Source organism: Streptomyces sp. NPDC028305, from assembly GCF_055569495.1.
The window spans coordinates 318,460-345,441 of the sequence record NZ_JBVHTN010000010.1 but is presented as its reverse complement, the minus strand read 5'-3'; the positions used below and the strand labels follow the sequence as shown (position 1 = coordinate 345,441).

Here is a 26,982-nt window from a genome sequence, read left to right as displayed (position 1 = left end):
GCGGGCCGCGGTGCACCCCCCTACAACTTCACAGCTTCTCTACCGGTGCGTATCTCAGCAGCAGCCGCTTCGGCTTCTCCCCTCCGAAGTCGATCGTCGCCTCCGCGTTGTCCCCGCTTCCCTTCACCGCGACCACGGTGCCGAGCCCGAACGCGTCATGGGTGACCCGGTCGCCGATGGCCAGCGCGACCACCGGCCGCTCCTTGGCCCGCCGCGTGGCGAAGCCGGCGGCCCCGGCGCCCGCCCTCGAACGCGACGAGGACAGCGAGGACGCGACCCCCGCGGCGGCCCCGATGGCCCCCATCGACGCCGACGGGGTGGCGGGCCCGGTGCGCTGCCAGCGCACATACTGGTCCGGGATCTCCTCCAGGAACCGCGACGGCGGGTTGTACGCGGGCTGCCCCCAGGCGCTGCGCATCGTCGACCGCGTCAGATAGAGCCGCTCACGCGCCCGCGTGATGCCGACATACGCCAGCCGCCGCTCCTCCTCCAGCTCCTTGGTCTGGCCGAGCGCACGCATATGCGGGAAGACCCCGTCCTCCATACCGCTGAGGAAGACCACCGGGAACTCCAGGCCCTTGGCGGTGTGCAGCGTCATCAGCGTGATGACCCCGGCGCCCTCGGCGTCGTCGTCCGGGATCTGGTCGGAGTCTGCGACGAGCGCGACCTGCTCCAGGAACTCCGCGAGCGTGCCCGGGGTCTCCTCGCCGCGATCCTGCTCGTACTCCAGGGCGACGGCCGCCAGCTCCTGGAGGTTCTCGATGCGGGTCTCGTCCTGCGGGTCCGTGGACGCCTGGAGCTCCGCCAGATAGCCCGTGCGCTCCAGCACCGCCTCGACCACGGTGGCCGGCCCCGCCCCCGACTCGGCGATCGTCCGCAACTCCTCCATCAGGACGTTGAACCGCTTCACCGCGTTGGCCGAGCGGGCCGCCATGCCGTATGCCTCGTCGACGCGGCGCAGCGCCTGCGGGAAGGTGATCTTCTCGCGCTGCGCCAGCGCGTCGATCATCGCCTCGGCGCGCTCGCCGATGCCGCGCTTCGGCACGTTCAGAATGCGGCGCAGCGGGACGGAGTCCTCCGGGTTGGCCAGCACCCGCAGATACGCCAGGACGTCACGGACCTCCTTGCGCTCGTAGAAGCGCACGCCGCCGACGACCTTGTACGGCAGGCCGACCCGGATGAAGACTTCCTCGAAGACACGGGACTGGGCGTTGGTCCGGTAGAAGACGGCGACGTCTCCGGACCTGGCGTCGCCCGCGTCCGTCAGCCGGTCGATCTCGTCGGCGACGAACTGCGCTTCGTCGTGCTCGGTGTCGGCCACATAGCCGGTGATGGTCGCCCCGGCGCCGGCGTCGGTCCACAGGTTCTTCGGGCGCCGGTTCTCATTGCGCTCGATGACGGCGTTGGCCGCGCTGAGGATCGTCTGGGTCGAGCGGTAGTTCTGCTCCAGGAGGATGGTCGTGGCGTCCGGGTAGTCCTCCTCGAACTGGAGGATGTTCCGGATCGTGGCGCCCCGGAAGGCGTAGATCGACTGGTCGGCGTCGCCCACCACGCACAGCTCGGCGGCCCCGAGCACCTCGCCCTCGTCCGCGCCGCCGTCCGCGGCGGCCACCGGGCCCGGCCCGACCAGCTCGCGCACCAGCGTGTACTGCGCGTGGTTGGTGTCCTGGTACTCGTCGACCAGGACGTGCCGGAAGCGGCGGCGGTAGTGCTCGGCGACGTCGGGGAACGCCTGGAGCAGATTGACCGTCGTCATGATGATGTCGTCGAAGTCGAGGGCGTTGGCCTCGCGCAGCCGCGACTGGTACATCACATACGCCTCGGCGAGCGTCTTCTCGAAGCCGTCCGCGGCCTGCCCGGCGAAGGTCTCCTCGTCGATCAGCTCGTTCTTCAGGTTCGAGATCTTGGCGCTGAAGGACTTGGGCGGATACCGCTTCGGGTCCAGGTCGAGATCCCGGCACACCAGCGCCATCAGCCGCTTGGAGTCCGCCGCGTCGTAGATCGAGAAGGAGGAGGTGAAGCCCAGCTTCTTGGACTCCCGGCGCAGGATGCGCACACAGGCGCTGTGGAAGGTCGACACCCACATGGCCTTCGCGCGCGGGCCGACCAGCTCCTCGACCCGCTCCTTCATCTCGCCCGCGGCCTTGTTGGTGAAGGTGATGGCGAGGATCTGGCCGGGGTGGACCCCGCGCGCGCCGAGCAGATACGCGATGCGGTGGGTGAGCACCCTGGTCTTGCCCGACCCGGCGCCCGCGACGATCAGCAGCGGCGAGCCGGTGTGCACCACGGCGGCCCGCTGCTGCTCGTTCATCCCCTCGAGCAGCGCGGACGTGTCCACCGCGGGCCGCGCCGCGCCGTCGCGGTAGTACGCCTCCCTGGGGACGGGCGCGTCGAACTTCCCGTCGAAGAGGTCGTGTGGAACGCCCTCAGCTGCGGGGTGGCCGTCGTCCTCGGGCGGCGGAGGCTCCTCGTCCGAGGGCCCGAGGTCCGCCAGGAAGCTGTCGTCAAAGAGGCTGCTCATCGCTCACCGAGTCTAGGCTGCCGCACTGACAGCGTACGTGCGGATGTCACGAAACGGTTTCGGGACAATTCGAACACCAGGCTTCACATGAGCCCCACAAGCCCACTACCGTCCTCGATCAGGCGGTCCGGAACCCGTCGGCGACCGCGTCGACACGGGCTGTCTCCGCCGAGTCCGGTCCCGCCGCGAGGCAGCCGGAGCCGGGGACCCAGAGGCACCACTGGGGTGAATCGGACCATGTGGCGACGTCGGCCGTCACCATCCGGTCCGTAGGGCAGCCTTCCGACGCCCGAACCCGACAGCTAACCCGGTAGGCGGTCCACGGAAGGAGTCGCCTCCCTTGGCGTCGCACCGCAAGCCGCGGACCCGAATACTGGACTCGGCCACCGGCCGCCGCACCGCCGTCGGCGTCACGACGGCCGCCCTCGCATCCGTCACCCTCCTCTCCCAGACGGCGAGCGCCGAGCCCGGCAAGCCGAAGCCGTCGGTCGAAGAGGTCAAGAAGAAGGTCGACACCCTCTACCACCAGGCGGAGTCCGCCACCCAGAGCTACAACGCGGCCAAGGAGCGCACCGGCCGGCAGCGCGCCAAGGTCGACCAGCTCCTGGACAGCGTCGCCAAGCGCACCGAGAAGCTGAACGAGGCGCGGCGCACCCTGGGCAGCCTCGCGGCCGCGCAGTACCGCAACGGCGGCATGGCCTCCAGCGCCGCGACGCTGCTGTTCGCCTCGGATCCGAAGGGCATCTTCGACCAGTCCCATCTGATGGACCGGCTGTCCAGCGGGCAGAAGAAGGCCGTCGACGACTTTCTGACCCAACAGGCCACGGCCGCCAAGGAGCGCACCAAGGCCAGTGAGAGCCTGGCCACGCTGACCCGCTCGCAACAGGAGCTGAAGACCCAGAAGCAGACCGTCCAGGGCAAGCTCACCCAGGCGCGCCAGTTGCTCTCGAAGCTGACCGCGGAGGAGAAGGCGCGGCTGGCGGCGATTGAGAAGAAGAAGGAAGAGGAGGCCCAGCGCAAGGCCGCGGAGCTGGCGCGGCAGCAGCGGGAGGCGGCGGCGAAGCGACAGCAGGAGCAGCAGGCGCAGCAGAAACAGCAGGAACAGGCGAGCGGCTCCAGCTCTTCGGGGTCCGCCGGCTCGTCCGGGTCTTCGGGTTCGTCGGGCTCCTCGGGCTCTTCGGGTTCCTCCAGTTCGCAGACCACCAAGGCCGACAAGGCCATCGCCTTCGCGCGTGCCCAGGTCGGCAAGCCGTACGTCTGGGGCGCGACCGGCCCCAACTCCTACGACTGCTCGGGGCTCACCCAGGCCGCCTGGAAGGCCGCCGGGGTCTCACTGCCGCGCACGACCTGGGACCAGGTGAAGGTCGGCACGCGGGTGTCGACCGCCGACCTCCAGCCGGGCGATCTCGTCTTCTTCTATGACGACATCAGCCATGTCGGCCTCTATATAGGCGACGGAATGATGATTCATGCCCCGAAGCCGGGTGATGTGGTGAAGAAGGCGCCGATCACCGAGATGCCGATCTACGGCAGCGTCCGGCCGGCGTAGCGGCTTCCCGGGTCCCGGAGGGCGGTCGGCCCACCGGGACCCGGAACCCGTCTCCCGGGACCCGGGAGACGGTGGCTCAGGTGCCGGGCTTGCGGCCGTACACGTAGACGTCGTCGCCGTTCCGCAGCAGGCTCCAGTACTTCTTGGCGTCCGCCTTGCGCATGTTCACGCAGCCGTGGGAGCCGGGCGGCGACCACACGCTCCCCGAGATGGAGTGGAAGGCCTGGCCGCCGTCGAAGAACTGGCTGTACGGCATCGGGACGTCGTAGATCGTCGACCAGTGGTCGATGTTCCGCCAGTAGATCTTCTTCAGCCCGACCCGGGTCTCATACCGGTCGCGGCCGGTGCGCACCGGCACCGGGCCGTACACCAGCCGCGAGCCGTCCTGGATCCAGCTCAGCTGGCGCGTGAGGTCCACACAGGCGATGCGGCCCTTGTTGGTGGGGCACTTCCTCGCCTTGTTCGGGTTGTGCCCGGCCGCCTTCTGCGTGTTGATCAGGTTCATCACGCCCCAGGTGACCGGTCCCGCATAGCCGATGGTCGGGCTGATGCCGTGGTTGACCTGGAACTTCTGGATCGCGAGGCAGTCCGCCCGCGACTGCCGCCCGTCCACCGGGCGGCCCAGGAACTTCTCCACCTTCTTCTGATACGGCCCCGTGCTCGTCGTGCACGACGAGGCGGCCTGCGCCGGAGTGGCCAGCGCCACCGCCAGCGGCACCACCATCCCCGCTACCCCCAAGGCCACGCCTGTCCGGCGGCCCCACGCCGCAAGTACCCCCACTATCCGCTCCCTTCGGCTGCCTTGCCCGATGAGACACACAGTGGGGACAAAAGGTTGCGCGGAACCTGACAGGAGCGGTCAGGCCCCAAGGGCGGTGCTCAGGGCGGTGCTCAGGTCCACAGGACGGCGACGAAGATGTTGGCCGTGGTCAGCAGCCCGACCGTGCCGAGGGCCGCGGCCTCCACCTTCTCGTCGTCGCGCTTCACATAGACCAGCCCCAGGATCACGATCAGCAGCGCCAGCTTCACGCCGATCTTGATGTTGTTGACGCTGTTGTCGTCGGCCTGGTTGAGCCCCACCAGCGCGGCGCCGGTCACCAGCATGGTGAGAGCGCCGTGCAGCATCCCCGGGGTCATCCGGCCCTCGCCCGCGCGCATCGGCTTCAGCTGCGCCAGGAAGCCGCCGAGCAGCGCGGCGATACCGACGATGTGCAGGCCGACGAAAACATTGATGAGGACGTCCATGACCTTGGAGCGTAGTTGGGCCCATATCAGCCCCCGGCAACCGGGTGGGCCACTATCGCCGCTTCGATCACGGCCGCCCTCGAGTCATCGGCGGCCCGGGCGCCGGGCGGTCGGTTACGGGCATCGGGGCGCCGAATCCGTCCACTCCCGTTCATCGCACCGCCCGCCCGCGGCCGCCCGCCTAGCTTCCTCCTCCAGGTGGCAGTCCGCCTCCCGTCAACCGAGGGTCCCCGCCTCATCGGCGGGCTGCCGCCTGCCCGACATCAAGCAACAAAGCACGCAACAGCACGCGAGAACGTGAAGGAAGGTGGCCGCCGCCGTGGCGTCGCACAGGAAGCCCAAGCAGCGCTCGCTCACCGCCGGCACCGCCTGGACAGCCGCCGCCATCGCCCTCGCGGGGGCCGCCACCACCGCCTTGAGCGGCACCGGCCACGCCGAGACCCGCCTCACCCCCGCCCAGGTGAGGGCGAAGGTGGACCAGTACCAGCGGGAGGCCGAGGAGGCCAACGAGAGATACAACGGCGCGAAGGTGAAAGCGGACCGGGCCCGCGAGTCGTTCGACGACCTGCGCGACGAGGCGGCCCGCCGGACGGCGCGGCTGAACGCCTCGCGCAACGCCCTGGGCGCCTACGCCACCGCCCAGTACCGCTCCGGCACCATCTCCCCGACCCTCCAGCTCGCGCTCTCCTCCTCCCCCGGGCAGTATCTGCGGCGCGCCTCACTCGCCGACCACGCGGGCAGCCGCCAGGCCGCCGCCGTCGCGGGGCTGGCCCGCCAGAGCCGGGAGTTACGCCAGGTGCGCGGCGAGGCGCAGGACCGGCTCGACCAGTTACGCGGCGCCCAGGCGGCGCTCGCCCGCCACCGGGGCGCCGCCCGTAAGAAGCTCGCCGCCGCCGAGGCCCTGCTCGACCAGCTGACCGGCGAACAGCGCCGCCGCTACGAGGCCCAGGGCGCCCACGGCGCGGACACCGGGCTCGGCACCGCCCCGTACGCCCCCGTCTCCGGCCGCGCGGCCCGCGCCGTCTCGTACGCGTACGGGGCGCTCGGCAAGCCGTACGTCTGGGGCGCGACCGGCCCGCGCGGCTACGACTGCTCGGGGCTGACCCAGGCCGCCTGGCGGGCCGCCGGGGTAGCCCTGCCGCGCACCACCTACACCCAGATCAACGCGGGCCGGCGGGTCTCGCGCACCGAGCTCGCCCCCGGTGACCTGGTCTTCTTCTACTCCGGCGTCAGCCATGTCGGCCTCTACATCGGCGGCGGCCGCATGATCCACGCCCCGCGCCCCGGCGCGCCCGTCCGCGTGGCGCCGATCGACCAGATGCCGTTCTCGGGCGCGACCCGGCCCGCGTAGCGTTCTCCTGGATCAGCGTCGAGCCGCGCGCGAAGGAGACCCGCACCCGTGTCGGACGAAACCGTCGCCCAAAAGCCGGCCCCAGCGGCCGTCGTGCTGTCCGGCTACGGCCCGGTCGGCCGGGCGTACGCCGAGCACCTGGCCCAGCACGGCGAGGCCCTGGCACGCCGGTACGGGGTGCGGCTGCGCCTGGCGGCCGTACGGGCCCGCTCGGCCGAGTATCTGCCGCCCGCCGACGGGACGCCCACCGACGGGACGCCCGCCGACAGCACGGGCACCTGGGCGCCGCTGCCGCCCCGCTCCGCCTGGGGCCCGGCCCTGCCGCTGGCCGGGACGCTGGACCGTACGGGGGCCGGGGTGCTGGTCCAGTGCGTGCCGTCCTCCCCCGAGGTGTGCGACCAGGCGGCCGCCGAGGCGCTGCTCGCCCTGCGCCGCGGCGTGCATGTGGTCACCGCCACCAAGAGCCATCTCCTCAGCCACTGGCGGGAGCTGGGGCTCGCCGCGGCGGCGGGCGGCTCTCTGATCAGGATCTCGGGCGCCACCGGCGCCGCCCTGCCCGCGGCCGACCTGGCCAGGGCGGGCGTACGCGGCCTTGGCTGCCGCTCCATCCGCGCCTGCCCGAACGGCACCGCCACCTTCGTACTCGACCGCCTGGCGGCCGGAGACTCCCTGCCCGACGCGGTCGCCGAGGCACGGCGGCGCGGCATCGCCGAGGCCGATCCCAGCGCCGATCTGTCCGGCTCCGACGCCGCCACGAAGGCGCGGCTGCTGGCGGCCCTGCTGTGGGGGTGGGACGCCTCGGCGATCCGTACCGAGACCGAAGCGGTGGACGAGGGCGCGGCGCGGGCCGCGCGGGCGGCCGCCGCCTCGGACCACCGCCTGCGGGCGGTCGCGAGCGCGACCGCCGACGAGCCGCTGCTGGTCCGCGTCCGCCTGGAGCGGACCGCTCCCGGCGACCCGCTGCACGCGCTCACCGGGCCCGAGAAGGCCGTGGTCTACGGCTGCCCGGACGCGGGCGACATCACCGTGAGCGGCGGCCGCTCCAGCCCGCTCGGCGCGGCGCTCGCCATGGTCAAGGACACGCTGGACGTGGCCGCGCCGCGGCGCCTCGGCTTCGGGTGAGACGGGGCCACGGTGCCACGGGGCCCGGGCTCAGGCGACGAGGTCGGGGGTGAGCGCGGCCGGGTCCGCGGCGCCCAGCAGGGTCATGGTGTGGGCGAGTTCGGCGGTGAGCCGCTCCACGGCCTCCTGAACCGCGGCGGCCCCCTCCGTGGCCAGGCCCCACAGCGCCGGGCGGCCGACGAACACCGCGCGGGCGCCCAGCGCGAGGGCCGCGGCGATGTGCTCGCCGCGGCGCACCCCGCTGTCGGCGTACACCTCGACGCCGGTGCCCGCGAGCGCCTCGGCCACGCGCGGCAGCGCGGACGCCGAGGTCACGCTGCGGTCGAGCTGGCGGCCGCCGTGGGTGGAGACCACCACGCCCGCGCCCCCGTGGTCGGCGACGACCCTGGCGTCGTCCGCCCGCAGCACCCCCTTGACCACGACCGGGAGCCCGCTGGTCTCGCGCAGCCAGCCGATCAGGTCCGGCGTCAGGTCCGGTTCCGACTGGACCTCTTCGCGCGGGAGCACCTGGCGGCCCTCGAGGTTGACCAGGCGCACGGTCGGGTCGAGGTCGGCGGCGCGCTGCTTCTCGCCGCGGCGGCCGAGCACCGGCAGGTCGACGGTGAACAGCAGGGCGCGGGCGCCGTGGTGGGCGGCGCGCCGGACGAGTTCGGCGGTCAGGCCGCGGTCGCGGGTGACGTACACCTGGTACCACCAGGGCGCGCCCGACGCGGCGATGTCCTCGAAGCGGCTGGCGGTCCAGGTCGTCACGCCCAGCAGGGACCCGGCCCCGGCCGCGCCCTTGGCCATCTCCCGCTCCCCGTCAGGGTGGGCGTACTCCTGGCCCGCCATGGGCGCTACCAGCACAGGGGTGGCGACCTCGGTGCCCAGCACCGTCGTACGGGTGGCGACCCCGGACACCCGGCGCAGCACGTGCGGCAGCAGCCGCAGCGCGTCCCAGTCGCGCAGCCCCTCGTCCCGGGTGACGTCACGTACGGCGCCGGAGGCGTAGTAGGTGTAGGCGTGCGGCGGCAGGCGCCGCTCCGCTTCGGCCTCCCAGGTCTGCCACCACTCCGGTTCCGGTGCCGCCGACTCTCCCGCGGTGCCCATCGCTCGCGCCTCCTCCCGGCCCGCGGCCACAAGTCGCGGGCGGCTCAAGCACGTTATGCACAGGAGCGCGGGGACCGGAAACGTTTCGCCTCTGAGCGTTCCGGCCGGCCGTGCCACCCTCGGTCAATCGGCTTCCGTTCCGTATATGCTGCGGCGAATTTTCGATTTTTCTGTGCAGAAGGCGGGGAACAGCGCGATGCGTGGGATGCGCAAACCGGGTCGGGCGGCCGTGGGCGCCGCGGTGGCGATCGGTGTGATCGGCGTGTTCGGAGTACTGACGGGCTGTTCCTCGGACTCGAACGACGACGACAAGGGCGGCAAGAGCGGCAAGAACAGCGCCAAGAGCGGCGGCGGCGTCAAGACGGCGGCCGCGGGCGGCGAACTCGGCGGCCCGGACACGGCCTGCGCGCTGCCGGTGCGGTTCAGCCTCGCCAAGTCGTGGAAGCCGGAGGCGGTGAAGGAGCTGGAGGGGGCGGACCCCGAGCTGGGCTCCACGCTGCTCTCGCAGGGGCCGGTGACCCTGGTCTGCGAGATCGACGCGAAGCCCGCCGGGCACGTCGGCTTTCTGCGCGTCTGGACCGGGGACAAGGGCAAGGCCGCGGCCGGCGCCGAGCCCCGGCAGCTGCTGAAGGCGTTCATCGCCGAGGAGAAGGGCGTACGCGACGCCCGGTACAGCGAGGTGAAGGCCGGCGACCTGCCCGCCGCGGAGATCAGCTACATCCTCGACGTCCCCGACCTGGACGAGTCCAAGCGGGAGCGTGCGCTCGCGGTGGTGACCCCGAAGGGAGGTGTCGTGCTGCACCTCGGCGGGCTCGACAGCGAGGAGCACGACGCCATGCTGCCCGCGTACGAGCTGGCCAAGCAGACCATGGCACGCGCCGACGGCTGACAGGCAACAAGCAACTGGCGGCCCGGGAGACGGGCCCGGGCCGCCGCGGCGAAGCCGTGGCGCCGCTACGCGGGCAGGCCGAGGCCGCGGATCAGCTGGGCGACCTCGGCGCGGTAGATCTTGTCCGGGCGCGGGGTCTGGACCCGCATATGGCCGTAGATCTCCAGTGAGACCAGGCCGTGCAGATGGCCCCAGAGGCGGAGCGCGATGGCCACGGCGGCGGGCGGCAGGCCGGGGAACTCCTCGCGCACCTCGGCCGCGAGCTTGGGGTCGAAGTCCGACCACGCGAACTCGGCTTCCGGGTAGAGCGCCTTGGCGTGCGGCCAGGCCCCGGCGGCCAGGCCGGTCAGCCCGGCGCAGACGCGGTGTTCGGCCTCGGGCGCGGCGCTGCCCTCGGGCGCCCGGTAGCCGGGTACGGGGTCGCCGTAGATCAGCCGGAAGCCCTCCGGGCTGGTGAGAGCCCAGTCGCGGAAGGCGTTGGCCCAGGCCGCGATGCGGCCGGCCGGGTCGTCGGCGGGGCAGGCGTCCCGGGCGGCCTCCACGGCGTCGGCGAGCGAGGTGTACACGTCGCTGATCAGCGTGGTGACCAGGTCGTCCCGGGTGGCGAAGTAGCCGTAGATGGCGTTGGCCGTCATGCCCATCTCGCGGGCGATGGCCCGCAGGGTGATCGCGTCCGGCCCGCCCGAGGACATCAGCCCCAGCGCGACCTTCTTGATCTCGGCCGTCGTCTCGGCGCGCAGCCTCTCCCGCCGTCCTGTCGTACCCACGGGAGCACTCTACAGCGTCACAATCCTTGGTTTCCGTATAAAAACTTCACACCGTATAGTCACGGCACGCCATATAGAGCACGGCTCGCACAGGGGAGATTTCTGTCATGCGCATTGGAGTCATAGGCGCCACCGGCGGCATCGGACAGCGCGTCGTCACCGAGGCTCTCGGCCGGGGCCACCACATCACCGCGCTCACCCGCGACGCCTCCCGTATCGAGGAGGACCGCGAGAACGTGGTCTGGAAGAGCGTCGACATCTTCGACGCCGACGCCGTGGCGGCGGTCCTGCCCGGGCTAGACGTCCTGATCAGCGGCTTCCAGCCGGGCAACGCCGCCCGGGACCTCGCGGACACCGTGCGGCGCTCGATCGCCGACCCCACCGCGTACGCCACGGCGGCCACGTCGCTGCTGAAGGCCCTGGAGAGCCACCCCAGGACCCGGCTCATCGTGATCGGCGGCGCGGGCAGCCTGGAGATCAGGCCGGGCGTCACCCGCGCCGACTCCGACGAGGACCTGTACGCGACGCTGGACTCGATCGGCCTGCCCAGGGAGTACGCGGCCGCGGTCCGGGGCCACCGGGACGCCCTGAACGTGCTGCGCACCTCGAACCGGCTGTGGACCTACCTCAGCCCGGCCGAGGAGATCGCCCCCGGCGAGCGCACCGGCCGCTTCCGGCTCGGCGGCGACCAGCCGGTCCTGGACGCCGAGGGGCGCAGCCGCATCTCCTTCGAGGACGCCGCCGTCGCGCTGATCGACGAGGCCGAGCTGCCCCGGTTCGTCCAGCGGCGGTTCACGATCGGCTACTGAGGCCCGAGGGTCACACCAGGCGGGTCACACCAGGCGGCGGGCGGTCGCCCACCGGGTCAGCTCGTGGCGGTTGGAGAGCTGGAGCTTGCGCAGCACCGCCGAGACATGGCTCTCGACCGTCTTCACCGAGATGAACAGCTGCTTGGCGATCTCCTTGTACGCGTAACCGCGGGCGATCAGCCGCAGCACCTCGCGCTCGCGCTGGGTGAGCCGGTCGAGGTCCTCGTCCACCGGCGGGGCGTCCGTGGAGGCGAAGGCGTCGAGGACGAAGCCGGCGAGGCGGGGCGAGAAGACGGCGTCGCCCTCGGAGACCCGGAAGATCGCGTCGACCAGGTCGGTGCCGGTGATGGTCTTGGTGACATAGCCGCGGGCGCCGCCGCGGATCACCCCGATGACATCCTCGGCGGCGTCCGAGACCGACAGCGCCAGGAACCGCACCGGCCGGTCGGGGTCGGCCATCAGCGCGGCGCTGCGGCGCAGCACCTCGACGCCTCCGCCGCCCGGGAGGTGGACGTCGAGGAGGACCACCTCCGGCCGGGTGGCGCCGATCACCGTGACGGCCTGGTCGACGTCCGCCGCCTCCCCGACCACCTCGACGCCCGTGCGGGCCGTCTCCCCGATCTCGGCCTGGACGCCGGTCCGGAACATCCGGTGGTCGTCGACGAGGACGACCCGCACTCGGCGGCCCTCCGTCCCGTCCGCCGCCCCGCTCGCCCCGCCGGCCTCGTTCGCCGCCCCGCTCGCGTCGGTCATGTCGTCGTCGCCGCCCTCTCCATCTCCAGCTCCACTTCCGTGCCCCCGTCGGGCGCGGACCTCAGCCGCGCCGTACCGCCGTTGCGCCGCATTCTGCCGATGATGGACTCGCGCACGCCCATCCGGTCCTCCGGCACCGCGTCCAGGTCGAAGCCCGGGCCCCGGTCCCGTACGGAGATGAACACCGTGGCCCCCTCGACCTCGGCGAAGACCTGGACGGCCCCGCCGTCGCCACCGTACTTGGCGGCGTTGACCATCGCCTCGCGCGCCGCCTGGAGCTGCGCGGCCAGCTTCTCGTCCAGCGGGCAGTCGCCGACGACGACCACCTCGATCGGCACGCCGTGATGGTCCTCGACCTCGGCCGCGGCTGCCTTGACCGCCTCCGCCAGCGTGTCCGGCTCCTCCGCCTCGTCCTTGCCCCGGCCCTCCGGCCGGTACAGCCAGGCGCGCAGCTCGCGCTCCTGGGCCCGGGCCAGCCGGGCGACCTCGCGGGGGTCCTCCGCGTTCCGCTGGATCAGGGTCAGGGTGTGCAGCACGGAGTCGTGGACGTGGGCGGCGACCTCGGCCCGCTCCTGGGCGCGGATGCGCATCAGGCGCTCGTCGGAGAGGTCCTGGGCCATCCGCACCAGGTACGGGCCCGCGAGCAGCGCGATGCCCACCAGCACCGCGAGCGCGGCCTGGAGCACCGCGCCCAGGTGCTTGGCCGAGCCCTGGAGCACGACGATGCCCGTCACCCCGGCGCCGACCAGCACCACCCCGGCGGCCCCCCGCGCGATCGGCAGCACCTGCTTGCGGCGGCTGAGCTCGACCCACTGGGAGCGCCGCGAGTTGTCCGCCTGGCGCCAGACCAGGGCCACGCCCGCGCTGATCAGCAGCAGCGGCCAGACGTAGATGTTGGCGCGGCCCAGCTGGAAGTTCTCGACGAAGACGCCCATGCCGACCAGCAGCGCGAGCAGGGCGAAGACCTGCCCCTTGTCGGGCTTGCGGGCCAGAATGCGGCGGCCGCCCTCGGCGCCCCGGTCGGGGGCCGGGCGGGACGTCTCGACGCCGCCGAAGCCGAGCGGCACCACGAACCAGAACAGCGCGTACACCAGCGCGCCGAAGCCCTCGGCCATCAGCAGCGCGATGAACACGAACCGCACCCAGGACACCGGCAGCCCCAGATGCCCGGCGAGACCACGCGCGACGCCCCCGAGCATCCGCCCCTCGGCGCTGCGGTACAGCTTGCGCGGGGGCGGCTCGGCGGACGGGGGCGCGGCGGCGGTCATGCCCCGATCGTCACACGTCCGGCGGCATCCGGGCATCAGGGTCGCCCCTGATGGATCCCCGACGGGGCCGTCGGCAGGGTCAGGAGGAACTCTCCTCGATCTTGAAGCCCTCCTTGACGTTCTGGAAGACCGGCAGGTACGTCTCCCACTCGTCCGCGGGCGCGCTCAGGTAGAGCGCGTACGCCTTGCCGCCCTCCTCGCCGAAGCCGAGGTCGATGGCGCGGTACCAGCGCTCCCGCCCCTGGAACTTGAACTCCCAGATGGCCCCGGGCAGGCCCCGGTACTTCGTCTCCGACAAGCGCATCCGCTCGAAGACCGGATACTCCTGCTTCAGCTGGGTCTCGAGCCCCTCGAAGTGCTTCACAGGGTCGGGGCCCGCCGGGTCGATGACGTTGACCATCAGCCTGGCCTTCTGGGACGAGTCCAGGAATCTGACCTCCTGGGTGCCGTCCACCGTGCCCTGCGAGCTGTTGTCGGGCTGGCGGGTCCAGTCGTCCGGCACGGGGAGGGAGACGCCGAACTCCGTCAGCTCGACCCGGTGATACCCGTCGGGAAGGGGCGGGATCTTGTACGTCGGCGACGCCGACGCGCTGGTCGCGCTGTCGGAGGAGCCGGGCCGCCCCCCGTCGTCCTTGCCCCCGCCGAGGTCGACGCCCGACAGATACACCCCGGCCGCCACCCCGACCACGGCCACCGCGGCCACCGACGCGGTCCACACCGCCTTACGGCTGCGGCGGCCGCCGTGCGGGGGCGGCGCCGGGGGGTACGAGTTCACATGGGTGTGGCCGTACCCGGGCGTGGGCGTGGGCGTGTGGCCGTACCCGGGCGTCGGCGTCGGCGTGTGGCCGTACCCGGGCGTCGGCGTCGGCGTATGGCCGTAGCCGGGCGTCGGCGTGGGGGTGGGGGTGTGGGTGGGCGCGGGGTCGACCGTGGGCGTGGGTGCGGGCGTGGCCGCGGGCAGCTGGGTGGTGAGGGCCTCCGGGTCCGGCCTAGGCATCGACGTGGTCTCCGGCAGCCCCGCCGGGCCGCGCAGCGCGCGGTCGATCTGCTCCCCGTTCGGCCGGTCCTCGGGCTCCTTGGCCAGCAGCGCCTCGATCAGCCCGGTCAGCGGCCCGGCCCGCAGCGGCGGCTCCAGCGGGTCGACGGCGATCGCGTACCCGGTCTCGATCGGCGTGGCCTTACGGAACGGCGGCCGCCCCTCGACGGCCTGATACAGCGTCGCGCCCAGCGCCCACAGGTCCGAGGCGGGCCCCGGGGTCCGGCCCCTGATCCGCTCGGGCGCGATGAAGTCGATGGACCCGACGACCTCGCCGGTCTTGGTGAGCGTCGAGGTGCCGGTCGCCATGGCGATGCCGAAGTCGGTGAGCACCACCCGGCCGTCGTCGCCGAGCAGCACATTGCCGGGCTTGACGTCGCGGTGCAGCACCCCCGCCGCGTGCGCCGCCCGCAGCGCGGCGATCATGCCGCGGCCGATCCGGGCCGTCTCGTCGGGGCTGATGGTCCGGCCGCCCTTGAGCAGATCGCCCAGCGTGGTCGAGGGCACGTACTCCATCACGATGCACGGCAGCCCCGAGTCCTCCACGACGTCATGGACGACCACCACATTGGGATGGGCTATGCGGGCGGCGCTGCGCGCCTCGCGGCGGGTGCGCTCGAAGAGGGTGGAGACCTCGTCCTCGGTGAGGTGCGGAGAGATATGCAGCTGTTTCAGCGCGACCTGACGGTCGAGCAGTTCGTCCTGGGCCCGCCAGACCGTGCCCATGCCGCCGCGGCCGATCTGCACGGCCAGCCGGTACCTGCCCGCGATCAGCCGCCCTTCGTCTGACACTGTGTGCCCCTCCCGCTCCCCCGACTGCCATGGCCCCCGCATATGTTCGATGCGCCACGATAGCCGCCGCGGCCTCGGGGAAGATCTCAGGGAAGGCCCAGGGTTGTCACGGATACAGCCGCGCCCGGCGGCTTGTCACCATGGTGAGCATGACCGATGCACCCACCGCCACGGGCCCCGCCCCAGGCCCGGCCGCCGGCCCGGCCGCGTCCGGCGAGCCGCGGCCGCCGATGAGGGCGCCGCTGCGCCGCAGCCGCGATCAGAAAATGATCTCGGGCGTGTGCGGGGGGCTCGGCCGGTTCTGCGACGTGGATCCGGTGATCTTCCGGGTGGTGCTCGCCGTGCTCGCCGCCGCGGGCGGCTCCGGCCTGATCCTGTACGGCTTCTGCTGGCTGCTGGTCCCTCTCCAGGGCGAGGAGGAGAACGAGGGCCGCAGGCTGCTCTCGGGCCGCGTGGAGGGCCCGGCGCTCACCGCGGTGCTGTGCGCCCTGGTCGGCTGCGGGCTGTTCCTGTCCATGCTCAACAACGGCAACATGATCTATTTCTCCATCATGCTCGTCATCGCCGCGGCCGGCGCGGGCTACTGGTCCCGCCACCGCCTCCAGGTGGCCGGCGAGGGCTCGGTGGACCCGGCGACGGCCCAGGCGGTGGCCGACGCGCCCCCCGAGACCAAGGCCCCGCCGTCGGCCTGGGACGGCCCCTCCTGGTGGCGCGACCCGATCGTCAAGGACGGCACGACGGGCCTGGCCGGCCAGGCCACGGGCTATCTGTGGGGCCCCGACGACGGCTCGGACGGCGCCGCGTACGCCCCCCGGGGCATCGGGCGGTGGACGCCCCGCCGGCCGATGCGCAAGGCGCCCGAGTCCACGTCGATCGGCGGCTGGACGTTTCTGCTCGCCGTGGCGGCGGGCGTGGCGGGCGCGTCCCCGACATGGTCCTCCCGGCCGCTGGGCACCAGCCTGGAGATCGGGTTCGCCTGCGCCCTGGGCGTCCTCGGGCTCGGCCTCGTGGTCAGCTCCCGGTACGGCCGCACGGGCTCGGGCACCGTCGTGCTCGCGGTGGTGACCGCCGCGCTGCTGGCGGCCTCGGCCTGGCTCCCCAAGTCCGTCACCACCGACTGGTCGCGCCGCACCTGGGCGCCCGAGTCCGCGGCGGCCGTGCGCGGCTCGTACGAGCTGGGCGGGGGCGTCGGCGAGCTGAAGCTGGACCGCATGTCCCTGGAGAAGGGTCAGATCGTCACCACGCACGCCGAGGTCGGCGCGGGGAAGCTGGCGGTCACCGTGCCCAAGGACGCGCGGCTGGAGCTGACGATCCATGTGGGCCTGGGCGACATCCGGCTGCCGGGCGAGAAGAGCGACGACATCGACATCGAGCCGGCCCGGGAGCGTACGGTGACCGTGCCGCCGGCGGACGGACACACCGCGAAGGGCACGCTGCGGCTGGACCTGGAGATCGGCCTTGGCAATGTGGAGGTGAGCCGGTCATGAAGCGCCACGCCTTCGAGCCGGGCAGGCTGTTCGCCGGACTCGTCGTCCTCGGGGTGGGCCTCGCGTACGGCCTGGACGCCGCCGGGGAGTGGGACCTGCCGCCCCTCGCGGCCCTGCCCGTGACCGTGGGCGGGCTGTGCCTGGCGGGGCTCGTCTCGGCGCTCGCCTTCGGCGTCCGGCGGCACCGCGCCCGCCTCACCGAGGACGCCGCCCCGCCGCTGCGCGACCTGCCCATGGACGAGCTGCGCCGGCGCTACGAGTCGATGCCCGCCGACCGCCGCGACGCGGCACGCGAGCCCCACCAGGGCCGGGACTAGGTGAACAGCTGCGCGCCCTGGCGCCTGCGGCGCTTGGAGAGGGCCATGTCCAGCGACAGATAGGGCGTGCCCGCGAGGACCAGCGGCAGCCAGGCCATCAGATACGCCAGATCGTTTCCGTAGTAGTAGGGATCCGACTGCCAGCTGACCGTCAGCCACAGGCTCAGCGAGATGAGCGCGCCGCCGAACGCCGCCAGCCGCCCCAGCAGCCCCACGAGCGTGCCGAGCCCGGCCGCCAACTCCCCGAAGGCGATGATGTATCCGAAGGTCGACGGGTCCTTCAGCGACTGGTCGATCAGCCACGGCACCGCGGAGCTGTCGCGCACGTTCCGCATCAGCTCGCCGACCGAGCCGGTGCCGCTGTCGGCCAGGAAGGCCGAGTCCGTCAGTTTGTCGATCCCCGCGTAGACGAACGTCACCCCGAGGAAGATCCGCAGCGGCAGCAGGGCGTACCGCGCGGCGGAGTCCCGCCAGCCGCCGCCGTGCCCGCCGCCGCTGCCGCCTATGCCGCCCACGCCGCTCATACTGCCCGAGCCGGCCCCGACCGTTCTGTCAGCATGCCTCATGACGCCCGCCTCTCCCGTTGCCTCGTCAACAAAACCTTACGGAGGAAACGGGGAGGCGACTCAGTCCAGAACGTCAATCGGATAGCGGTTTGTCTCCGCCCCCGCCGCGGTGATCACCTGCACCTCGACCCGCCCCGGCTCCACGTCCACCGGCACCGGCACGGTCAGCACGGAGTCGGTCGGGTTGCTGAAGCCCCCCGCGACCGGCACCAGCGGGACCTGCACATGCACCGCCCCGATGCGTACGACCATCCGGGCGAGCCGGTCCGGCTCCTGCGCGCCCGGGGGCACGAAGCCGCTGCCGCGGATCTCGATGTCGTCGCCGGTGCGGATCGGCGCGTCCCGGTCGAAGCCGCCCTCCTCGGGCCGGACCCGGACCACCGAGAGCACCGTGGGCCGCCCGCCCTCCGCGTACTTCCCGGCCAGGTACATCAGAGCCGAGACGGCCGCCAGCAGCACGAGCCCCCAGGGCAGTTCGGGCAGGCTCCAGGGCTCGCGCGCCAGCAGCACCGCGGCGAAGACGAGCACCACCGCGTGCACCACCACGTACTGCGCGTCCGCGAGGCTGCCGCGGCCCGCGTCGTCGGCCAGCAGGTCGGCGGCGCGCGGGCGCAGCGCCCGGACCTTCTGGAGCCGCTGCGAGCGCACCCGCGCCGCCACCACCAGCCGGGCCGCCACCGCGGCCACACAGCTCAGGGCGGTGACGGTGAGCAGCCCGGCGGCGCCTTCCAGGGCCAGCCCGTCGGCCGCGCGCTCCGCCTCGCCCGGGGCGAAGGCCAGCTCGACGGAGAGCATCAGCACCGCGTAGACCGCGAACAGCACCCACGCGGCGGCCACGGCGCGCGAGGTGGACAGGCGGTTGTCCTCGCCGACCAGCGGGGCCAGCGGGCCGCCGCTGCCGCGGTGCAGCAGGGCGGCGAGGGTCAGCAGCACGGCGGCGAGCACCGCGACGACCAGGGAGGCGGTGCGCGCCGCAGACCAGCCCGCGCCGACCGCCGTGGCCAGCTGCCCGATCAGCAGCGCGCCGACCGCGCCCCACACCACGAACAGGGTGCGCCGCCGCACCGACCCGCCCCACGCGACGCTCTCGGCGCGGCCGGTGTCCCAGGTCGTCCTGGCCGCCTGCGTCAGCTCGTCCGACACCCACTGCCGGGAGGCCTCGGCGGAGTGCGCGAGCGCCGCCGGAAGGCCCTCTCCGGCGGCGAACCGGTCGCGCAGGGCCAGGAACGCGGCCACCGCCTTCCGGTGCCCGTCACGGGCGTGCTCAGGGCACTCGCAACCGCTGTGCGTATGCCGCTCTGCCGTCGTGGCGTCTTCCGCCGTGTTCACCGCCACGAGGCGCTCCCGCTCGTCGTTCTCTCGGGTCAGTCGTGCTTGTCCCAACTGACAAGTGTCAAGAGGGGATTGTGCCGTAACTCGGAGGGTCTCAGCTCAGCAGGTCCGGTTCACCGCGGGTGATCTGCTGGTACAGAGGTTGATAGTTGATCCAGGCGACCAGGTCGGTGCCCAGCTGCTCACGGGTCTGCGCGGCGTTCCGGTGGTCGATCAGGACCGGCTTGCCCGCGGCCTTCGCGGCCAGCTGCACCTGGCATGAGCGCTCCATCGCGATAAACCACCAGGCGGCCGCGTCGACCGAGCCACCGACCGTCAGAAGGCCGTGATTGCGCAGGATGAGGGCCTTGTGGGTGCCCAGCGCCTCCGCGATGTCCCGTCCCTCCGCCTCGTCCACGACCACGCCCGTGTAGCGGTCGTAGAGCGCGTGGTCCTCGAAGAAGGCGCAGACGTCCTGGGTGATGGGGTCGAGCAGCTCGCCGAGCGCCGACAGGGCGCGGCCGTACGGCGAGTGGCAGTGCGCGACGGCTGTGACGTCCGGCCGCGCCTGATGCACCTGGGAGTGAACGACGAACGCCGCCTGGTTGACATGGTGCCGCCCCTGGACGACCCGGCCCGCCTGGTTGACGAGGATCAGATCGCTGACGGTGATGTGGCCGAAGGACATCCCGAAGGGGTTCACCCAGAAGCAGTCGGCGTACTCCGGGTCCCGCACGGTGATGTGGCCCGAGACGCCCTCCTCGAACCCGTACCGCCCGAAGAGGCGCAGGGCCGCGGCGAGGCGCTCCTTGCGGTGGCGCCGCTCGTCCTCGACCGAGGTGTGCTGCGGCGGCAGGATGAAGTGCAACTGGTCGGTGGGGATCGGCTCCGGCGTCGGCGGCATCGGCGGCTCACTCCTTGGCGCACTGTGTGCTCTCAGGGCTCGGAGCGGAAGCTACCTGGGGGTATCACAGGACGCCAGAGCTGAGACAGGGCCGGAACGACGGCGACGCCGCCGCCCATGGAACGTGGGCGGCGGCGTCGGCGTCGATAGGGGTTACGGGGTCACTCCCACTCGATGGTGCCCGGCGGCTTGCTGGTGATGTCCAGGACCACGCGGTTCACCTCGTCGACCTCGTTGGTGATCCGGGTCGAGATCCGCGACAGCACGTCGTACGGCAGCCGCGACCAGTCCGCGGTCATCGCGTCCTCGGAGGAGACGGGGCGCAGCACGATCGGGTGGCCGTAGGTGCGGCCGTCGCCCTGCACGCCCACCGAGCGCACATCGGCGAGCAGCACCACCGGGCACTGCCAGATGTCCCGGTCCAGGCCCGCGGCGGTCAGCTCCTCGCGCGCGATGGCGTCGGCCTCGCGCAGCAGGTCCAGACGCTCCTTGGTGACCTCGCCGACGATCCGGATGCCCAGGCCGGGGCCCGGGAACGGCTGGCGCTGGACGATCTCGTCCGGCAGGCCGAGCTCCTGGCCGACCATCCGCACCTCGTCCTTGAACAGCCGGCGCAGCGGCTCGATCAGCTCGAACTCGAGGTCGTCCGGGAGCCCGCCCACGTTGTGGTGGGACTTGATGTTGGCGGTGCCGGTGCCGCCGCCGGACTCCACCACATCCGGGTAGAGGGTGCCCTGCACCAGGAACTCCACGGCCTCGCCCGCGGCGCCCGCCTCGGCGACCAGCTCGGCCTGGGCCTGCTCGAAGACCCGGATGAACTCCCGGCCGATGATCTTCCGCTTCTCCTCGGGGTCGGACACCCCGGCCAGCGCGGTCAGGAAGCGCTCCTCCGCGTCGACGACCTTCAGCTGGACGCCGGTGACCGCGACGAAGTCCTTCTCGACCTGCTCGGACTCGCCCTTGCGCATCAGGCCGTGGTCCACGTACACGCAGGTCAGCTGGTCGCCGATGGCCCGCTGGACGAGGGCGGCGGCCACCGCGGAGTCCACGCCCCCGGACAGGCCGCAGATCGCGCGCTTGGTGCCGACCTGCTCACGGATGGCGGCGATGGACTCCTCCACCACATTGGTGGTGGTCCAGCTCGGCTCGATCCCGGCGCCCCGGTAGAGGAAGTGCTCCAGCACCTGCTGGCCGTAGGTGGAGTGCATCACCTCGGGGTGGTGCTGCACGCCGTACAGCTTCTTCTCGTCGTTCTCGAAGGCCGCGACCGGCACCACGTCGGTGGAGGCGGTGACGGTGAAGCCCTCGGGGGCGGCCGAGCAGGCGTCGCCGTGCGACATCCACACGGTCTGCTCGGCCGGGGTGCCCTCGAAGAGCGTGGAGCCGGGCTTGGAGACGGTCAGCGGCGTCCGGCCGTACTCGCGGGCGCCGGTGTTGTCGACGGTGCCGCCGAGCGTGGTGGCCATCAGCTGGAAGCCGTAGCACATGCCGAAGACCGGCACCCCGGCCTCGAACAGCGCGCGGTCGACGCGGGGCGCGCCCTCGGCGTAGACCGACGAGGGGCCGCCGGACAGGATGATCGCCTTCGGCTTCTTGGCGAGCATCTCGGCCACCGGCATGGTGGACGGGACGATCTCGCTGTAGACCCGGGCCTCGCGGACACGACGAGCGATGAGCTGGGCGTACTGCGCGCCGAAGTCGACGACCAGGACGGTGTCGGGGGCGGCAGCAGGGGACGCTGATGGCACTTCGGCGGCCTTCCGGCGGTGGTGGCGGTGACTGAAGGGGGTTGGACCTTCGATTCTAACGGGCTCACCATCGACACTTTCCGGGCTCTTTGCGGGCACTTTCCGGGCTCGCGCCGTCACGCGTCGTCACCCGTACGCCACGTGACCGGGCCGTGAGCCGCTTCGTTGAGCCCGGTGTCCGCGCCAGCCAGGAGCGGCCCGGAAAAATCCACGCGTGGCTCAGATCCGCCGAGGCGATGAGACGTGCCCCCTGCGGTGATTCAGGCGGCGCGCGTCGTGGGACCTCGCTTCGGCGAGGTGACCGGTCAGCAGGGGACAGCAGCCCGGTCACCACCCCTAAAGAACGGTCGGCCCCGGGGACGCCCGGGGCCGACCGTATCCGGTCGAAATGGTTGCGCCGGGAGCGCCGCATCCACCACGATGCACATCAGGGAAGACGCCCCGGACCTCCCTACCGTCATTGGTCCGACCACGCGGGCGTACGCCCCCCTCCGACTTACCACGCGCACCACCCCGAAAGCCGACGGCACTCAAAGCCAGCGGCGCTCCCCCCGGCGCCGCCCTTCAGCACCGGCGCTGCCCTGACGCCGGTGCTGACCGCCTAGGGCCCCGGGGGCGCCCGTCCCGCTCGGGCGCCCCCGGGGCCCTTCGCCTTTCACGGTTCCAGAGATCCGTGACCTTGATCGGGTCTTTCTGTGACCATTCTGTGAGCAACCCCGAGGGCAACCTTTCGGCCAGCTGGCCGGTCATGTACGTGCAAACGCACGGCCAGACCGCGCCCCCACCGCGACGGCCTTCCACTGCGTGCCGCTGGCGACCAGCGGCACGATGGACCCAGAAGAGGTCTCATGAAGCTTCGCCGCGCCCTGGCGACCGCCGCAGCGACGGCCGCCATCGTCCCTGCCGCGCTGCTCGCGGCGCCCGCCGCCTTCGCGGACGAGCCGACGAACGAGCCCACCGCCACCGTCGAGCCGTCGGCCGACCCCACACCGACCACCCCGTCCCCGACCGACCCGACGGTCCCGCCGACCACCGAGCCGACCACGGACCCGACGGACACCAAGCCGCCGACCACCGAGCCCACCACGGACCCGACGGACACCAAGCCGCCGACCACTCCGCCCAGCACCGACACCCCCACGACCGCCCCGCCGACCGGCGACCCGACCGACGAGCCGACGCCGGGCGACGACTGCAACGACGACGGGTCGTACAACGAGGACCCCGACCTCACCACCACCATCTCCGGTCTGCCGTCCAAGGTCGTGGCCGGCAGCGGCTTCCACGGCTTCAAGTTCCAGGTCGAGAACGACTCGGACAAGGCCTTCAAGCGCGTGGACTTCGGTGTCTTCGCCGGCACCGCGGACTCCAAGCACCCCGACGGCACCGGCAAGTTCCTGACCCTCCAGTTCAAGGACCCGGAGAGCGGGGTCTGGAAGTCGATCTCCACCGACGAGAACGACCCGGCCGCCGGCTACCTCGGCTACACCGACGTGCGCGCCCACGAGACCCTCACCATCGACATGCGGCTGAGCGTCTCCGCCAAGGCCCTCGGTGACGGCTTCGGCTACGCGCTCACCTTCGGCGTGTACGCGGACGACGAGGGCAACTGCGTCTTCTCGACCGGCGACTACTACGAGTTCGACGTGCTGGCCGCCGGCTCCAAGCCCGGCCACGTCCCGCCGGCCGAGCCCAAGCCGGAGCCGCAGGGCGGCAAGAAGCCCCTGCCCAAGCCGCAGGGCGACACGAAGATCGACCCCAAGGGCACCCTCGCCGAGACCGGCTCCTCCTCCGCGCTGCCGACCATCGCCGTGATCGGCGGCGTCGCGATGGCCGCGGGCGCCGGTGCGGTGTTCGTGGTGCGCCGCCGCCGCAGCGGTGGCCTGGCCGCGTAACGCGTCGCCGTACCAGAAGGGGCCGCCCCCGCCCGGGGCGGCCCCTTCGCGCTCGGGGGGGAACTGCTCAGGGGGAGCCGGAGGCCGCGGCGCGGGCGGCCGTCAGGAGATCCACGGCTTCGGTGTTGCCGAGTTCACGGGCGATCTCCACCGGCGTATGGGCACGGAGTTCCGGCTTGAGCGCCGCGGGATCGGCCAGAACGGCCGAGGTGTCCGCGCCCGCCTCGATGAGCAGGCGCAGCCCCGTCGTGCCGCGGGAGGTCAGGGCCACATGGAGCGGGGTCACCCCCTTGGGGGTCCGGACATCGACGTCCGTGATGCGGGCGAGCAGCAAACGGAGGACTTCCTCGCGGGCCAGGTAGGCAGCCTTGTGCAAAGGGGTTACCCCGTCCACATCCCAGAAGCTTTGCCGGGACGGCTTGAGGGGGTCGGCGCCGGCATCGAGAAGGTCTTTCACGGTCTCGGGACGTGCGAAGCTGACCGCATCGCTCAAGGGGCCGGATCGCCATTGTGTCTCGGCGTTCGGGTCGGCGCCCGCTCCGAGCAACAGCCGGATGATGTCACTCGCTTCGGGCTCGCTGTTGGTGTGCAGGTAGTGGATCGGGGCGTCCCCTCTCTCGTCGGCCAGATTCGGGTCAGCACCTGCGTCGAGCAGCGCCCCGACGATGTCGCGCACGATGTCGTACGGCCCTGCCCAGCTGTTGAACATCGCGGTGAGGGCCGCGTGCAAGGGTGTACTGCCCGGAGCTATCGCACGTCCGAAGATGCGATCCCGGGGAACGTAAGTGGTCAGGGACCTGACCTCACCCACAACAGCGTTCGGATCGGCGCCCGCGCTCAGCAGGGCTTGCACCAGTTCGGGAGACCGGGACGAGAACGCGGCGAGGTGAAGTGGAGTCAGCCCCGAGGTGACGAAGCCGCCGAGCTTCTTCCGACGAGTGAGCGCTTCACGCACCACGGTCAGATCGCCGGCCGCACAGGCACGCGGAAAGCGGGACCTCGCCGACGGTGGCCGCGGCACCCTCAGCCCCGACAGCACAGCCGACACGAGTTCCCCGCCGTATACCGTCTGATCCCCCTCGTGGTCGACCTCGTACACCAGCGGGTCGCTCACGTCGGCAGCCTCGGCGAGATCGACGAGCAGGTAGTACTGCCCTTCGTTGTGGCCAACGGCGTACCACGGGCGGGGCTCGTCCTCCGCGACCAGGCCATCCTCGACCTCGCACTGCGAAGGCAGCCCAACGCTCCACTCGTACTCGTCGTTGGTACGCATGACGTGCTCTGCGGGCCAGCGCACCGCCAGTAACGCCTGAATCGACGGCGGCACGGCGTGCTCGCCCGCGGGCGTCGCCACGGTCCACTCGCGGGGTGCGAAATCCTCCGGGAGTCGGCCGTTGAGGCGCTCGATCTGCTTGAGCACGCGCGGATGCAGTACCTCTATGCCGCTCATCGTCCCCTGTCCTGGTGGTCGGCGAGATCTTCGGCGCAACCCTAGATCCGAGCAGTGACAGCGGAGAGCCCCGTGGCGAGCCGGCCGGAGGCGCTGTTCAGCCGTTGACGAAGGTGAGGCTGGTCGCGTCGTAGCGGGTGCCCGCGATCCGCTCGGGCGGGGCGGCGGCCTCGATGGCGGCGAGGTCCTCGGCGGACAGCTCGACGTCCAGGGCCGCGAGGTTCTCCTCCAGGTACCGCTGCCGCCGGGTGCCGGGGATCGGCACCACGTCGTCGCCCTGGTGCTGCACCCAGGCCAGGGCGAGCTGACCGGCGGTGACCCCCTTCGCCTCGGCCAGCTCGTTCAGCTTCGCGACGATGGCCAGGTTCCGTGCGAGGTTGCCGTCGGCGAAACGCGGCTGGGTCCGCCGCATATCGGTCTCCTCCAGCCCCTCGACCGAGGTGTACCGGCCGGTCAGGAAGCCGCGTCCGAGCGGGGAGAACGGGACGAGGCCGATGCCCAGCTCGCGGCAGACCGGGGCGATCTCCGTCTCCAGGTCACGGGTCCACAGCGACCACTCGCTCTGGAGCGCGGCGATCGGGTGCACCGCGTGCGCCCGCCGGATGGTCTGCGCACCGGCCTCGGACAGCCCGAGGTGGCGGACCTTACCGGCCCGCACCAGCTCGGCCATGGCGCCGACGGTCTCCTCGATCGGCACCTGCGGATCGACCCGGTGCTGGTAGTAGAGGTCGATGTGGTCGACCCCGAGCCGGCGCAGCGACGCCTCGCACGCCTGCCGCACGTAGGCGGCGTCGCCGCGGATCCGGGTGGGCTCGCCCAGGCGGTTGGCGAAGCCGAACTTCGTCGCCAGCACCACCTCGTCACGGCGCCCGGCGATGGCCCGCCCGATCAGCTCCTCGTTGTGCCCGACGCCGTAGTAGTCGGAGGTGTCCAGCAGGGTCACCCCGAGGTCGAGGGCGCGGTGCAGGGTCGCGATCGACTGCTCGTCGTCCGCGGCGCCATAGGCGTGGCTCATGCCCATGCACCCCAGGCCCTGCGCGGAGACCGCCAGTTCGCCGAGGCGTCGGGTGGAAACGTCGGTCATGCTGCTGCCTCCAGGGCTGTGACTCCTGTGCTCCGAACCGTCTGCCCAAGACGCTAAGGGTTGGAGTGCGCTCCAAGTCAAACAGGTTTTCGATGGACCGGGTCGCCTCGGATGGGGCGGCCCCTTCGCGCGTGCGGGGCATGCGACGCACCGGTGGGATGGCGACGCGCGGCGGCGGTGGGGACCGGCGAGAGCCGTGACACCCCCTCAGGAGTCGGGGCCCTCGCCCTCGACCCGGACGGCGACGCCGTCGAGGATCAGCTCCAGCCCGAGCGAGAAGTCCGCGTCGGCGATCGCCTCATCGGGGGTGTCCGACGGCGGTGCCTCGAACAGCGTCGAGGAGAACAGCCGGGCCGTCTCGGGGAAGCGCTCGGGCTCGACGAGCCGCGCCAGCGCGCGACCGTATTCGCGCTCGGCGTCGGCCTGCCCCTGGCCCTCGGCCCTGCCTTCGGCGAGTTCGCTGTACTGCCGCACGGACTGGACCACGTAGCCGCTGATCAGCGATAGGACGCCAACCTTGTGCGCCCAGTCGAGGCGGGTGCGGGACATGATCGCCAGGGCGGCCTCCATCCAGGCGATCTGGTTCGGTCCGGAGGGTGGTCCGGAGGTGGGCACGCGCGTCAGCCACGGCCGACGCCGGAAAACCGCCCGCTGCGCGAAGGCCCAGCCGCGCAGCCCTTCGCGCCAGTCGTCGGTGTCCATGGCCGGCGGCGCACCCAGGGCTGAGTCGGCCATGAGCGTGAGCAGCTCGTCCTTGGATCCGACGTACCGGTAGAGCGACATCCCCGTGAAGCCGAGGCTCTTGGCGACCTTGGGAAGCGTCACGCCGCCGAGGCCGTCGCGGTCGGCGATCTCCACCGCCGCGGCGACGACCAGGTTGACGTCGAGGACCGCGGGCCGCCCGAGACGCGAGGACTCCGAGATCCCCCACAGCCGGCGCAGCGGCGCCGGAATGAAGTCCTCGCTGGTCATGGCTCCCTCGTCCGTCCCGGTCGATGAGGCCCATCATGCCAGATCCAGCGCACCTGT

Annotated in this window: 23 protein-coding genes and 1 riboswitch; of the genes, 8 read left to right on the top strand and 15 right to left on the bottom strand. The window is 72.2% G+C overall.

What is annotated here, in order from left to right; all coding sequences use genetic code 11:
- Positions 1-28 precede the first annotated feature (28 nt).
- Positions 29-2,521 (bottom strand): DNA helicase PcrA, encoded by a 2,493-nt coding sequence (pcrA, locus tag ACZ4WQ_RS39130; protein ID WP_358846454.1) that lies wholly within the window; start codon positions 2,519-2,521, stop codon positions 29-31.
- A gap of 156 nt (positions 2,522-2,677) precedes the next feature.
- Positions 2,678-2,853, top strand: a riboswitch (cyclic di-AMP (ydaO/yuaA leader).
- A gap of 8 nt (positions 2,854-2,861) precedes the next feature.
- Here pcrA and ACZ4WQ_RS39125 point away from each other — a divergent pair.
- Positions 2,862-4,070, top strand: coding sequence for a C40 family peptidase (locus tag ACZ4WQ_RS39125; protein ID WP_398374651.1), 1,209 nt, complete (start codon positions 2,862-2,864; stop codon positions 4,068-4,070).
- Positions 4,071-4,146: 76 nt separating this feature from the next.
- Here the strand turns inward: ACZ4WQ_RS39125 and ACZ4WQ_RS39120 are convergent, their stop codons facing one another.
- Both ACZ4WQ_RS39120 and ACZ4WQ_RS39115 read right to left on the bottom strand, forming a co-directional pair.
- Complete coding sequence (locus tag ACZ4WQ_RS39120; protein WP_311724322.1) at positions 4,147-4,794, bottom strand: L,D-transpeptidase; 648 nt, start codon at positions 4,792-4,794, stop codon at positions 4,147-4,149.
- Positions 4,795-4,961: 167 nt separating this feature from the next.
- Complete coding sequence (locus tag ACZ4WQ_RS39115) at positions 4,962-5,315, bottom strand: hypothetical protein (RefSeq protein WP_311724323.1); 354 nt, start codon at positions 5,313-5,315, stop codon at positions 4,962-4,964.
- A 319-nt stretch (positions 5,316-5,634) separates the two neighbouring features.
- Between ACZ4WQ_RS39115 and ACZ4WQ_RS39110 the strand changes: the two genes are divergently transcribed.
- Both ACZ4WQ_RS39110 and ACZ4WQ_RS39105 read left to right on the top strand, forming a co-directional pair.
- Positions 5,635-6,666 carry a C40 family peptidase gene (locus tag ACZ4WQ_RS39110; protein WP_398374653.1) on the top strand — a complete coding sequence of 344 codons (1,032 nt, stop codon included), beginning with the start codon at positions 5,635-5,637 and terminating at the stop codon, positions 6,664-6,666.
- A gap of 48 nt (positions 6,667-6,714) precedes the next feature.
- Positions 6,715-7,788 carry a homoserine dehydrogenase gene (locus ACZ4WQ_RS39105; RefSeq protein ID WP_398374654.1) on the top strand — a complete coding sequence of 358 codons (1,074 nt, stop codon included), beginning with the start codon at positions 6,715-6,717 and terminating at the stop codon, positions 7,786-7,788.
- 30 nt (positions 7,789-7,818) lie between these two features.
- Here the strand turns inward: ACZ4WQ_RS39105 and ACZ4WQ_RS39100 are convergent, their stop codons facing one another.
- The gene (locus tag ACZ4WQ_RS39100) at positions 7,819-8,877 is read right to left on the bottom strand and encodes an alpha-hydroxy acid oxidase (RefSeq protein WP_311724326.1); all 1,059 of its coding nucleotides are present in this window, start codon (positions 8,875-8,877) and stop codon (positions 7,819-7,821) included.
- Positions 8,878-9,082: 205 nt separating this feature from the next.
- Here ACZ4WQ_RS39100 and ACZ4WQ_RS39095 point away from each other — a divergent pair, with 205 nt between their 5' ends.
- On the top strand, positions 9,083-9,766 hold the full coding sequence (locus ACZ4WQ_RS39095) for a lipoprotein (RefSeq protein WP_398374656.1): 684 nt from the start codon (positions 9,083-9,085) through the stop codon (positions 9,764-9,766).
- A 65-nt stretch (positions 9,767-9,831) separates the two neighbouring features.
- Here the strand turns inward: ACZ4WQ_RS39095 and ACZ4WQ_RS39090 are convergent, their stop codons facing one another.
- On the bottom strand, positions 9,832-10,533 hold the full coding sequence (locus ACZ4WQ_RS39090) for a TetR/AcrR family transcriptional regulator (protein WP_398374657.1): 702 nt from the start codon (positions 10,531-10,533) through the stop codon (positions 9,832-9,834).
- A 107-nt stretch (positions 10,534-10,640) separates the two neighbouring features.
- Between ACZ4WQ_RS39090 and ACZ4WQ_RS39085 the strand changes: the two genes are divergently transcribed.
- A complete protein-coding gene (locus ACZ4WQ_RS39085) occupies positions 10,641-11,342 on the top strand; it encodes an NAD(P)-dependent oxidoreductase (RefSeq protein ID WP_311724329.1) in 702 nt (233 codons plus the stop codon).
- A gap of 24 nt (positions 11,343-11,366) precedes the next feature.
- On the opposite strand, the gene ACZ4WQ_RS39080 is transcribed toward ACZ4WQ_RS39085, so the two are convergent.
- The 3 genes from ACZ4WQ_RS39080 to ACZ4WQ_RS39070 form a co-directional block, all read right to left on the bottom strand.
- Positions 11,367-12,095, bottom strand: coding sequence for a LuxR C-terminal-related transcriptional regulator (locus ACZ4WQ_RS39080; RefSeq protein ID WP_398374659.1), 729 nt, complete (start codon positions 12,093-12,095; stop codon positions 11,367-11,369).
- Entirely contained in the window at positions 12,092-13,363 is a 1,272-nt protein-coding gene (locus ACZ4WQ_RS39075) for a PspC domain-containing protein (protein WP_398374661.1), read from the bottom strand. Before ACZ4WQ_RS39075 ends, ACZ4WQ_RS39080 begins: the two co-directional genes overlap by 4 nt.
- Before the next feature lie 79 nt (positions 13,364-13,442).
- A complete protein-coding gene (locus ACZ4WQ_RS39070) occupies positions 13,443-15,125 on the bottom strand; it encodes a serine/threonine-protein kinase (RefSeq protein ID WP_468022790.1) in 1,683 nt (560 codons plus the stop codon).
- Positions 15,126-15,340: 215 nt separating this feature from the next.
- On the opposite strand from ACZ4WQ_RS39070, the gene ACZ4WQ_RS39065 reads away from it, so the two are divergent.
- The gene (locus tag ACZ4WQ_RS39065; RefSeq protein ID WP_398374663.1) at positions 15,341-16,678 is read left to right on the top strand and encodes a PspC domain-containing protein; all 1,338 of its coding nucleotides are present in this window, start codon (positions 15,341-15,343) and stop codon (positions 16,676-16,678) included.
- On the top strand, positions 16,675-16,995 hold the full coding sequence (locus ACZ4WQ_RS39060; protein WP_385341069.1) for a hypothetical protein: 321 nt from the start codon (positions 16,675-16,677) through the stop codon (positions 16,993-16,995). The genes ACZ4WQ_RS39065 and ACZ4WQ_RS39060 overlap by 4 nt, the downstream gene beginning before the upstream one ends.
- On the opposite strand, the gene ACZ4WQ_RS39055 is transcribed toward ACZ4WQ_RS39060, so the two are convergent.
- The 4 genes from ACZ4WQ_RS39055 to guaA all read right to left on the bottom strand — a co-directional run bounded on the left by ACZ4WQ_RS39055 (position 16,992) and on the right by guaA (position 21,524).
- Positions 16,992-17,519, bottom strand: a complete 528-nt coding sequence (locus tag ACZ4WQ_RS39055; RefSeq protein WP_358845353.1) for a DoxX family protein — start codon at positions 17,517-17,519, stop codon at positions 16,992-16,994. The two genes, ACZ4WQ_RS39060 and ACZ4WQ_RS39055, sit on opposite strands and share 4 nt — an antisense overlap.
- Positions 17,520-17,621: 102 nt before the next feature.
- A complete protein-coding gene (locus ACZ4WQ_RS39050; protein ID WP_311724632.1) occupies positions 17,622-18,896 on the bottom strand; it encodes a hypothetical protein in 1,275 nt (424 codons plus the stop codon).
- Between the two features lie 91 nt (positions 18,897-18,987).
- Positions 18,988-19,776, bottom strand: a complete 789-nt coding sequence (locus tag ACZ4WQ_RS39045) for a class II aldolase/adducin family protein (RefSeq protein WP_311724336.1) — start codon at positions 19,774-19,776, stop codon at positions 18,988-18,990.
- Positions 19,777-19,937: 161 nt separating this feature from the next.
- Entirely contained in the window at positions 19,938-21,524 is a 1,587-nt protein-coding gene (gene guaA / locus ACZ4WQ_RS39040; protein WP_311724337.1) for a glutamine-hydrolyzing GMP synthase, read from the bottom strand.
- An 848-nt stretch (positions 21,525-22,372) separates the two neighbouring features.
- Between guaA and ACZ4WQ_RS39035 the strand changes: the two genes are divergently transcribed.
- A complete protein-coding gene (locus tag ACZ4WQ_RS39035) occupies positions 22,373-23,419 on the top strand; it encodes an LAETG motif-containing sortase-dependent surface protein (protein ID WP_358845288.1) in 1,047 nt (348 codons plus the stop codon).
- Between the two features lie 67 nt (positions 23,420-23,486).
- Here ACZ4WQ_RS39035 and ACZ4WQ_RS39030 read toward each other — a convergent pair whose 3' ends face one another.
- The 3 genes from ACZ4WQ_RS39030 to ACZ4WQ_RS39020 form a co-directional block, all read right to left on the bottom strand.
- Positions 23,487-24,869 (bottom strand): ankyrin repeat domain-containing protein, encoded by a 1,383-nt coding sequence (locus tag ACZ4WQ_RS39030; protein WP_398374665.1) that lies wholly within the window; start codon positions 24,867-24,869, stop codon positions 23,487-23,489.
- A 97-nt stretch (positions 24,870-24,966) separates the two neighbouring features.
- Positions 24,967-25,953, bottom strand: coding sequence for an aldo/keto reductase (locus ACZ4WQ_RS39025; RefSeq protein ID WP_385345269.1), 987 nt, complete (start codon positions 25,951-25,953; stop codon positions 24,967-24,969).
- A 207-nt stretch (positions 25,954-26,160) separates the two neighbouring features.
- Positions 26,161-26,925 carry a TetR/AcrR family transcriptional regulator gene (locus ACZ4WQ_RS39020; protein ID WP_398374666.1) on the bottom strand — a complete coding sequence of 255 codons (765 nt, stop codon included), beginning with the start codon at positions 26,923-26,925 and terminating at the stop codon, positions 26,161-26,163.
- Between the last annotated feature and the right edge of the window lie 57 nt (positions 26,926-26,982).

Excerpts from the sequence above, each read along its gene's own strand:
- ACZ4WQ_RS39025 (WP_385345269.1), bottom strand. The coding sequence starts at position 25,953 with ATGACCGACGTTTCCACCCGACGCCTCGGCGAACTGGCGGTCTCCGCG.
- ACZ4WQ_RS39070 (WP_468022790.1), bottom strand. The coding sequence starts at position 15,125 with ATGGGCACGGTCTGGCGGGCCCAGGACGAACTGCTCGACCGTCAGGTC.
- ACZ4WQ_RS39095 (WP_398374656.1), top strand. The coding sequence starts at position 9,083 with ATGCGCAAACCGGGTCGGGCGGCCGTGGGCGCCGCGGTGGCGATCGGT.
- ACZ4WQ_RS39075 (WP_398374661.1), bottom strand. The coding sequence starts at position 13,363 with ATGACCGCCGCCGCGCCCCCGTCCGCCGAGCCGCCCCCGCGCAAGCTG.
- ACZ4WQ_RS39100 (WP_311724326.1), bottom strand. The coding sequence starts at position 8,877 with ATGGGCACCGCGGGAGAGTCGGCGGCACCGGAACCGGAGTGGTGGCAG.
- ACZ4WQ_RS39035 (WP_358845288.1), top strand. The coding sequence starts at position 22,373 with ATGAAGCTTCGCCGCGCCCTGGCGACCGCCGCAGCGACGGCCGCCATC.
- ACZ4WQ_RS39030 (WP_398374665.1), bottom strand. The coding sequence starts at position 24,869 with ATGAGCGGCATAGAGGTACTGCATCCGCGCGTGCTCAAGCAGATCGAG.
- ACZ4WQ_RS39060 (WP_385341069.1), top strand. The coding sequence starts at position 16,675 with ATGAAGCGCCACGCCTTCGAGCCGGGCAGGCTGTTCGCCGGACTCGTC.
- ACZ4WQ_RS39085 (WP_311724329.1), top strand. The coding sequence starts at position 10,641 with ATGCGCATTGGAGTCATAGGCGCCACCGGCGGCATCGGACAGCGCGTC.
- pcrA (WP_358846454.1), bottom strand. The coding sequence starts at position 2,521 with ATGAGCAGCCTCTTTGACGACAGCTTCCTGGCGGACCTCGGGCCCTCG.
- ACZ4WQ_RS39055 (WP_358845353.1), bottom strand. The coding sequence starts at position 17,519 with ATGAGCGGCGTGGGCGGCATAGGCGGCAGCGGCGGCGGGCACGGCGGC.
- ACZ4WQ_RS39120 (WP_311724322.1), bottom strand. The coding sequence starts at position 4,794 with ATGGTGGTGCCGCTGGCGGTGGCGCTGGCCACTCCGGCGCAGGCCGCC.
- ACZ4WQ_RS39045 (WP_311724336.1), bottom strand. The coding sequence starts at position 19,776 with ATGCCGCCGACGCCGGAGCCGATCCCCACCGACCAGTTGCACTTCATC.
- ACZ4WQ_RS39020 (WP_398374666.1), bottom strand. The coding sequence starts at position 26,925 with ATGACCAGCGAGGACTTCATTCCGGCGCCGCTGCGCCGGCTGTGGGGG.
- ACZ4WQ_RS39080 (WP_398374659.1), bottom strand. The coding sequence starts at position 12,095 with ATGACCGACGCGAGCGGGGCGGCGAACGAGGCCGGCGGGGCGAGCGGG.
- ACZ4WQ_RS39115 (WP_311724323.1), bottom strand. The coding sequence starts at position 5,315 with ATGGACGTCCTCATCAATGTTTTCGTCGGCCTGCACATCGTCGGTATC.
- ACZ4WQ_RS39065 (WP_398374663.1), top strand. The coding sequence starts at position 15,341 with ATGACCGATGCACCCACCGCCACGGGCCCCGCCCCAGGCCCGGCCGCC.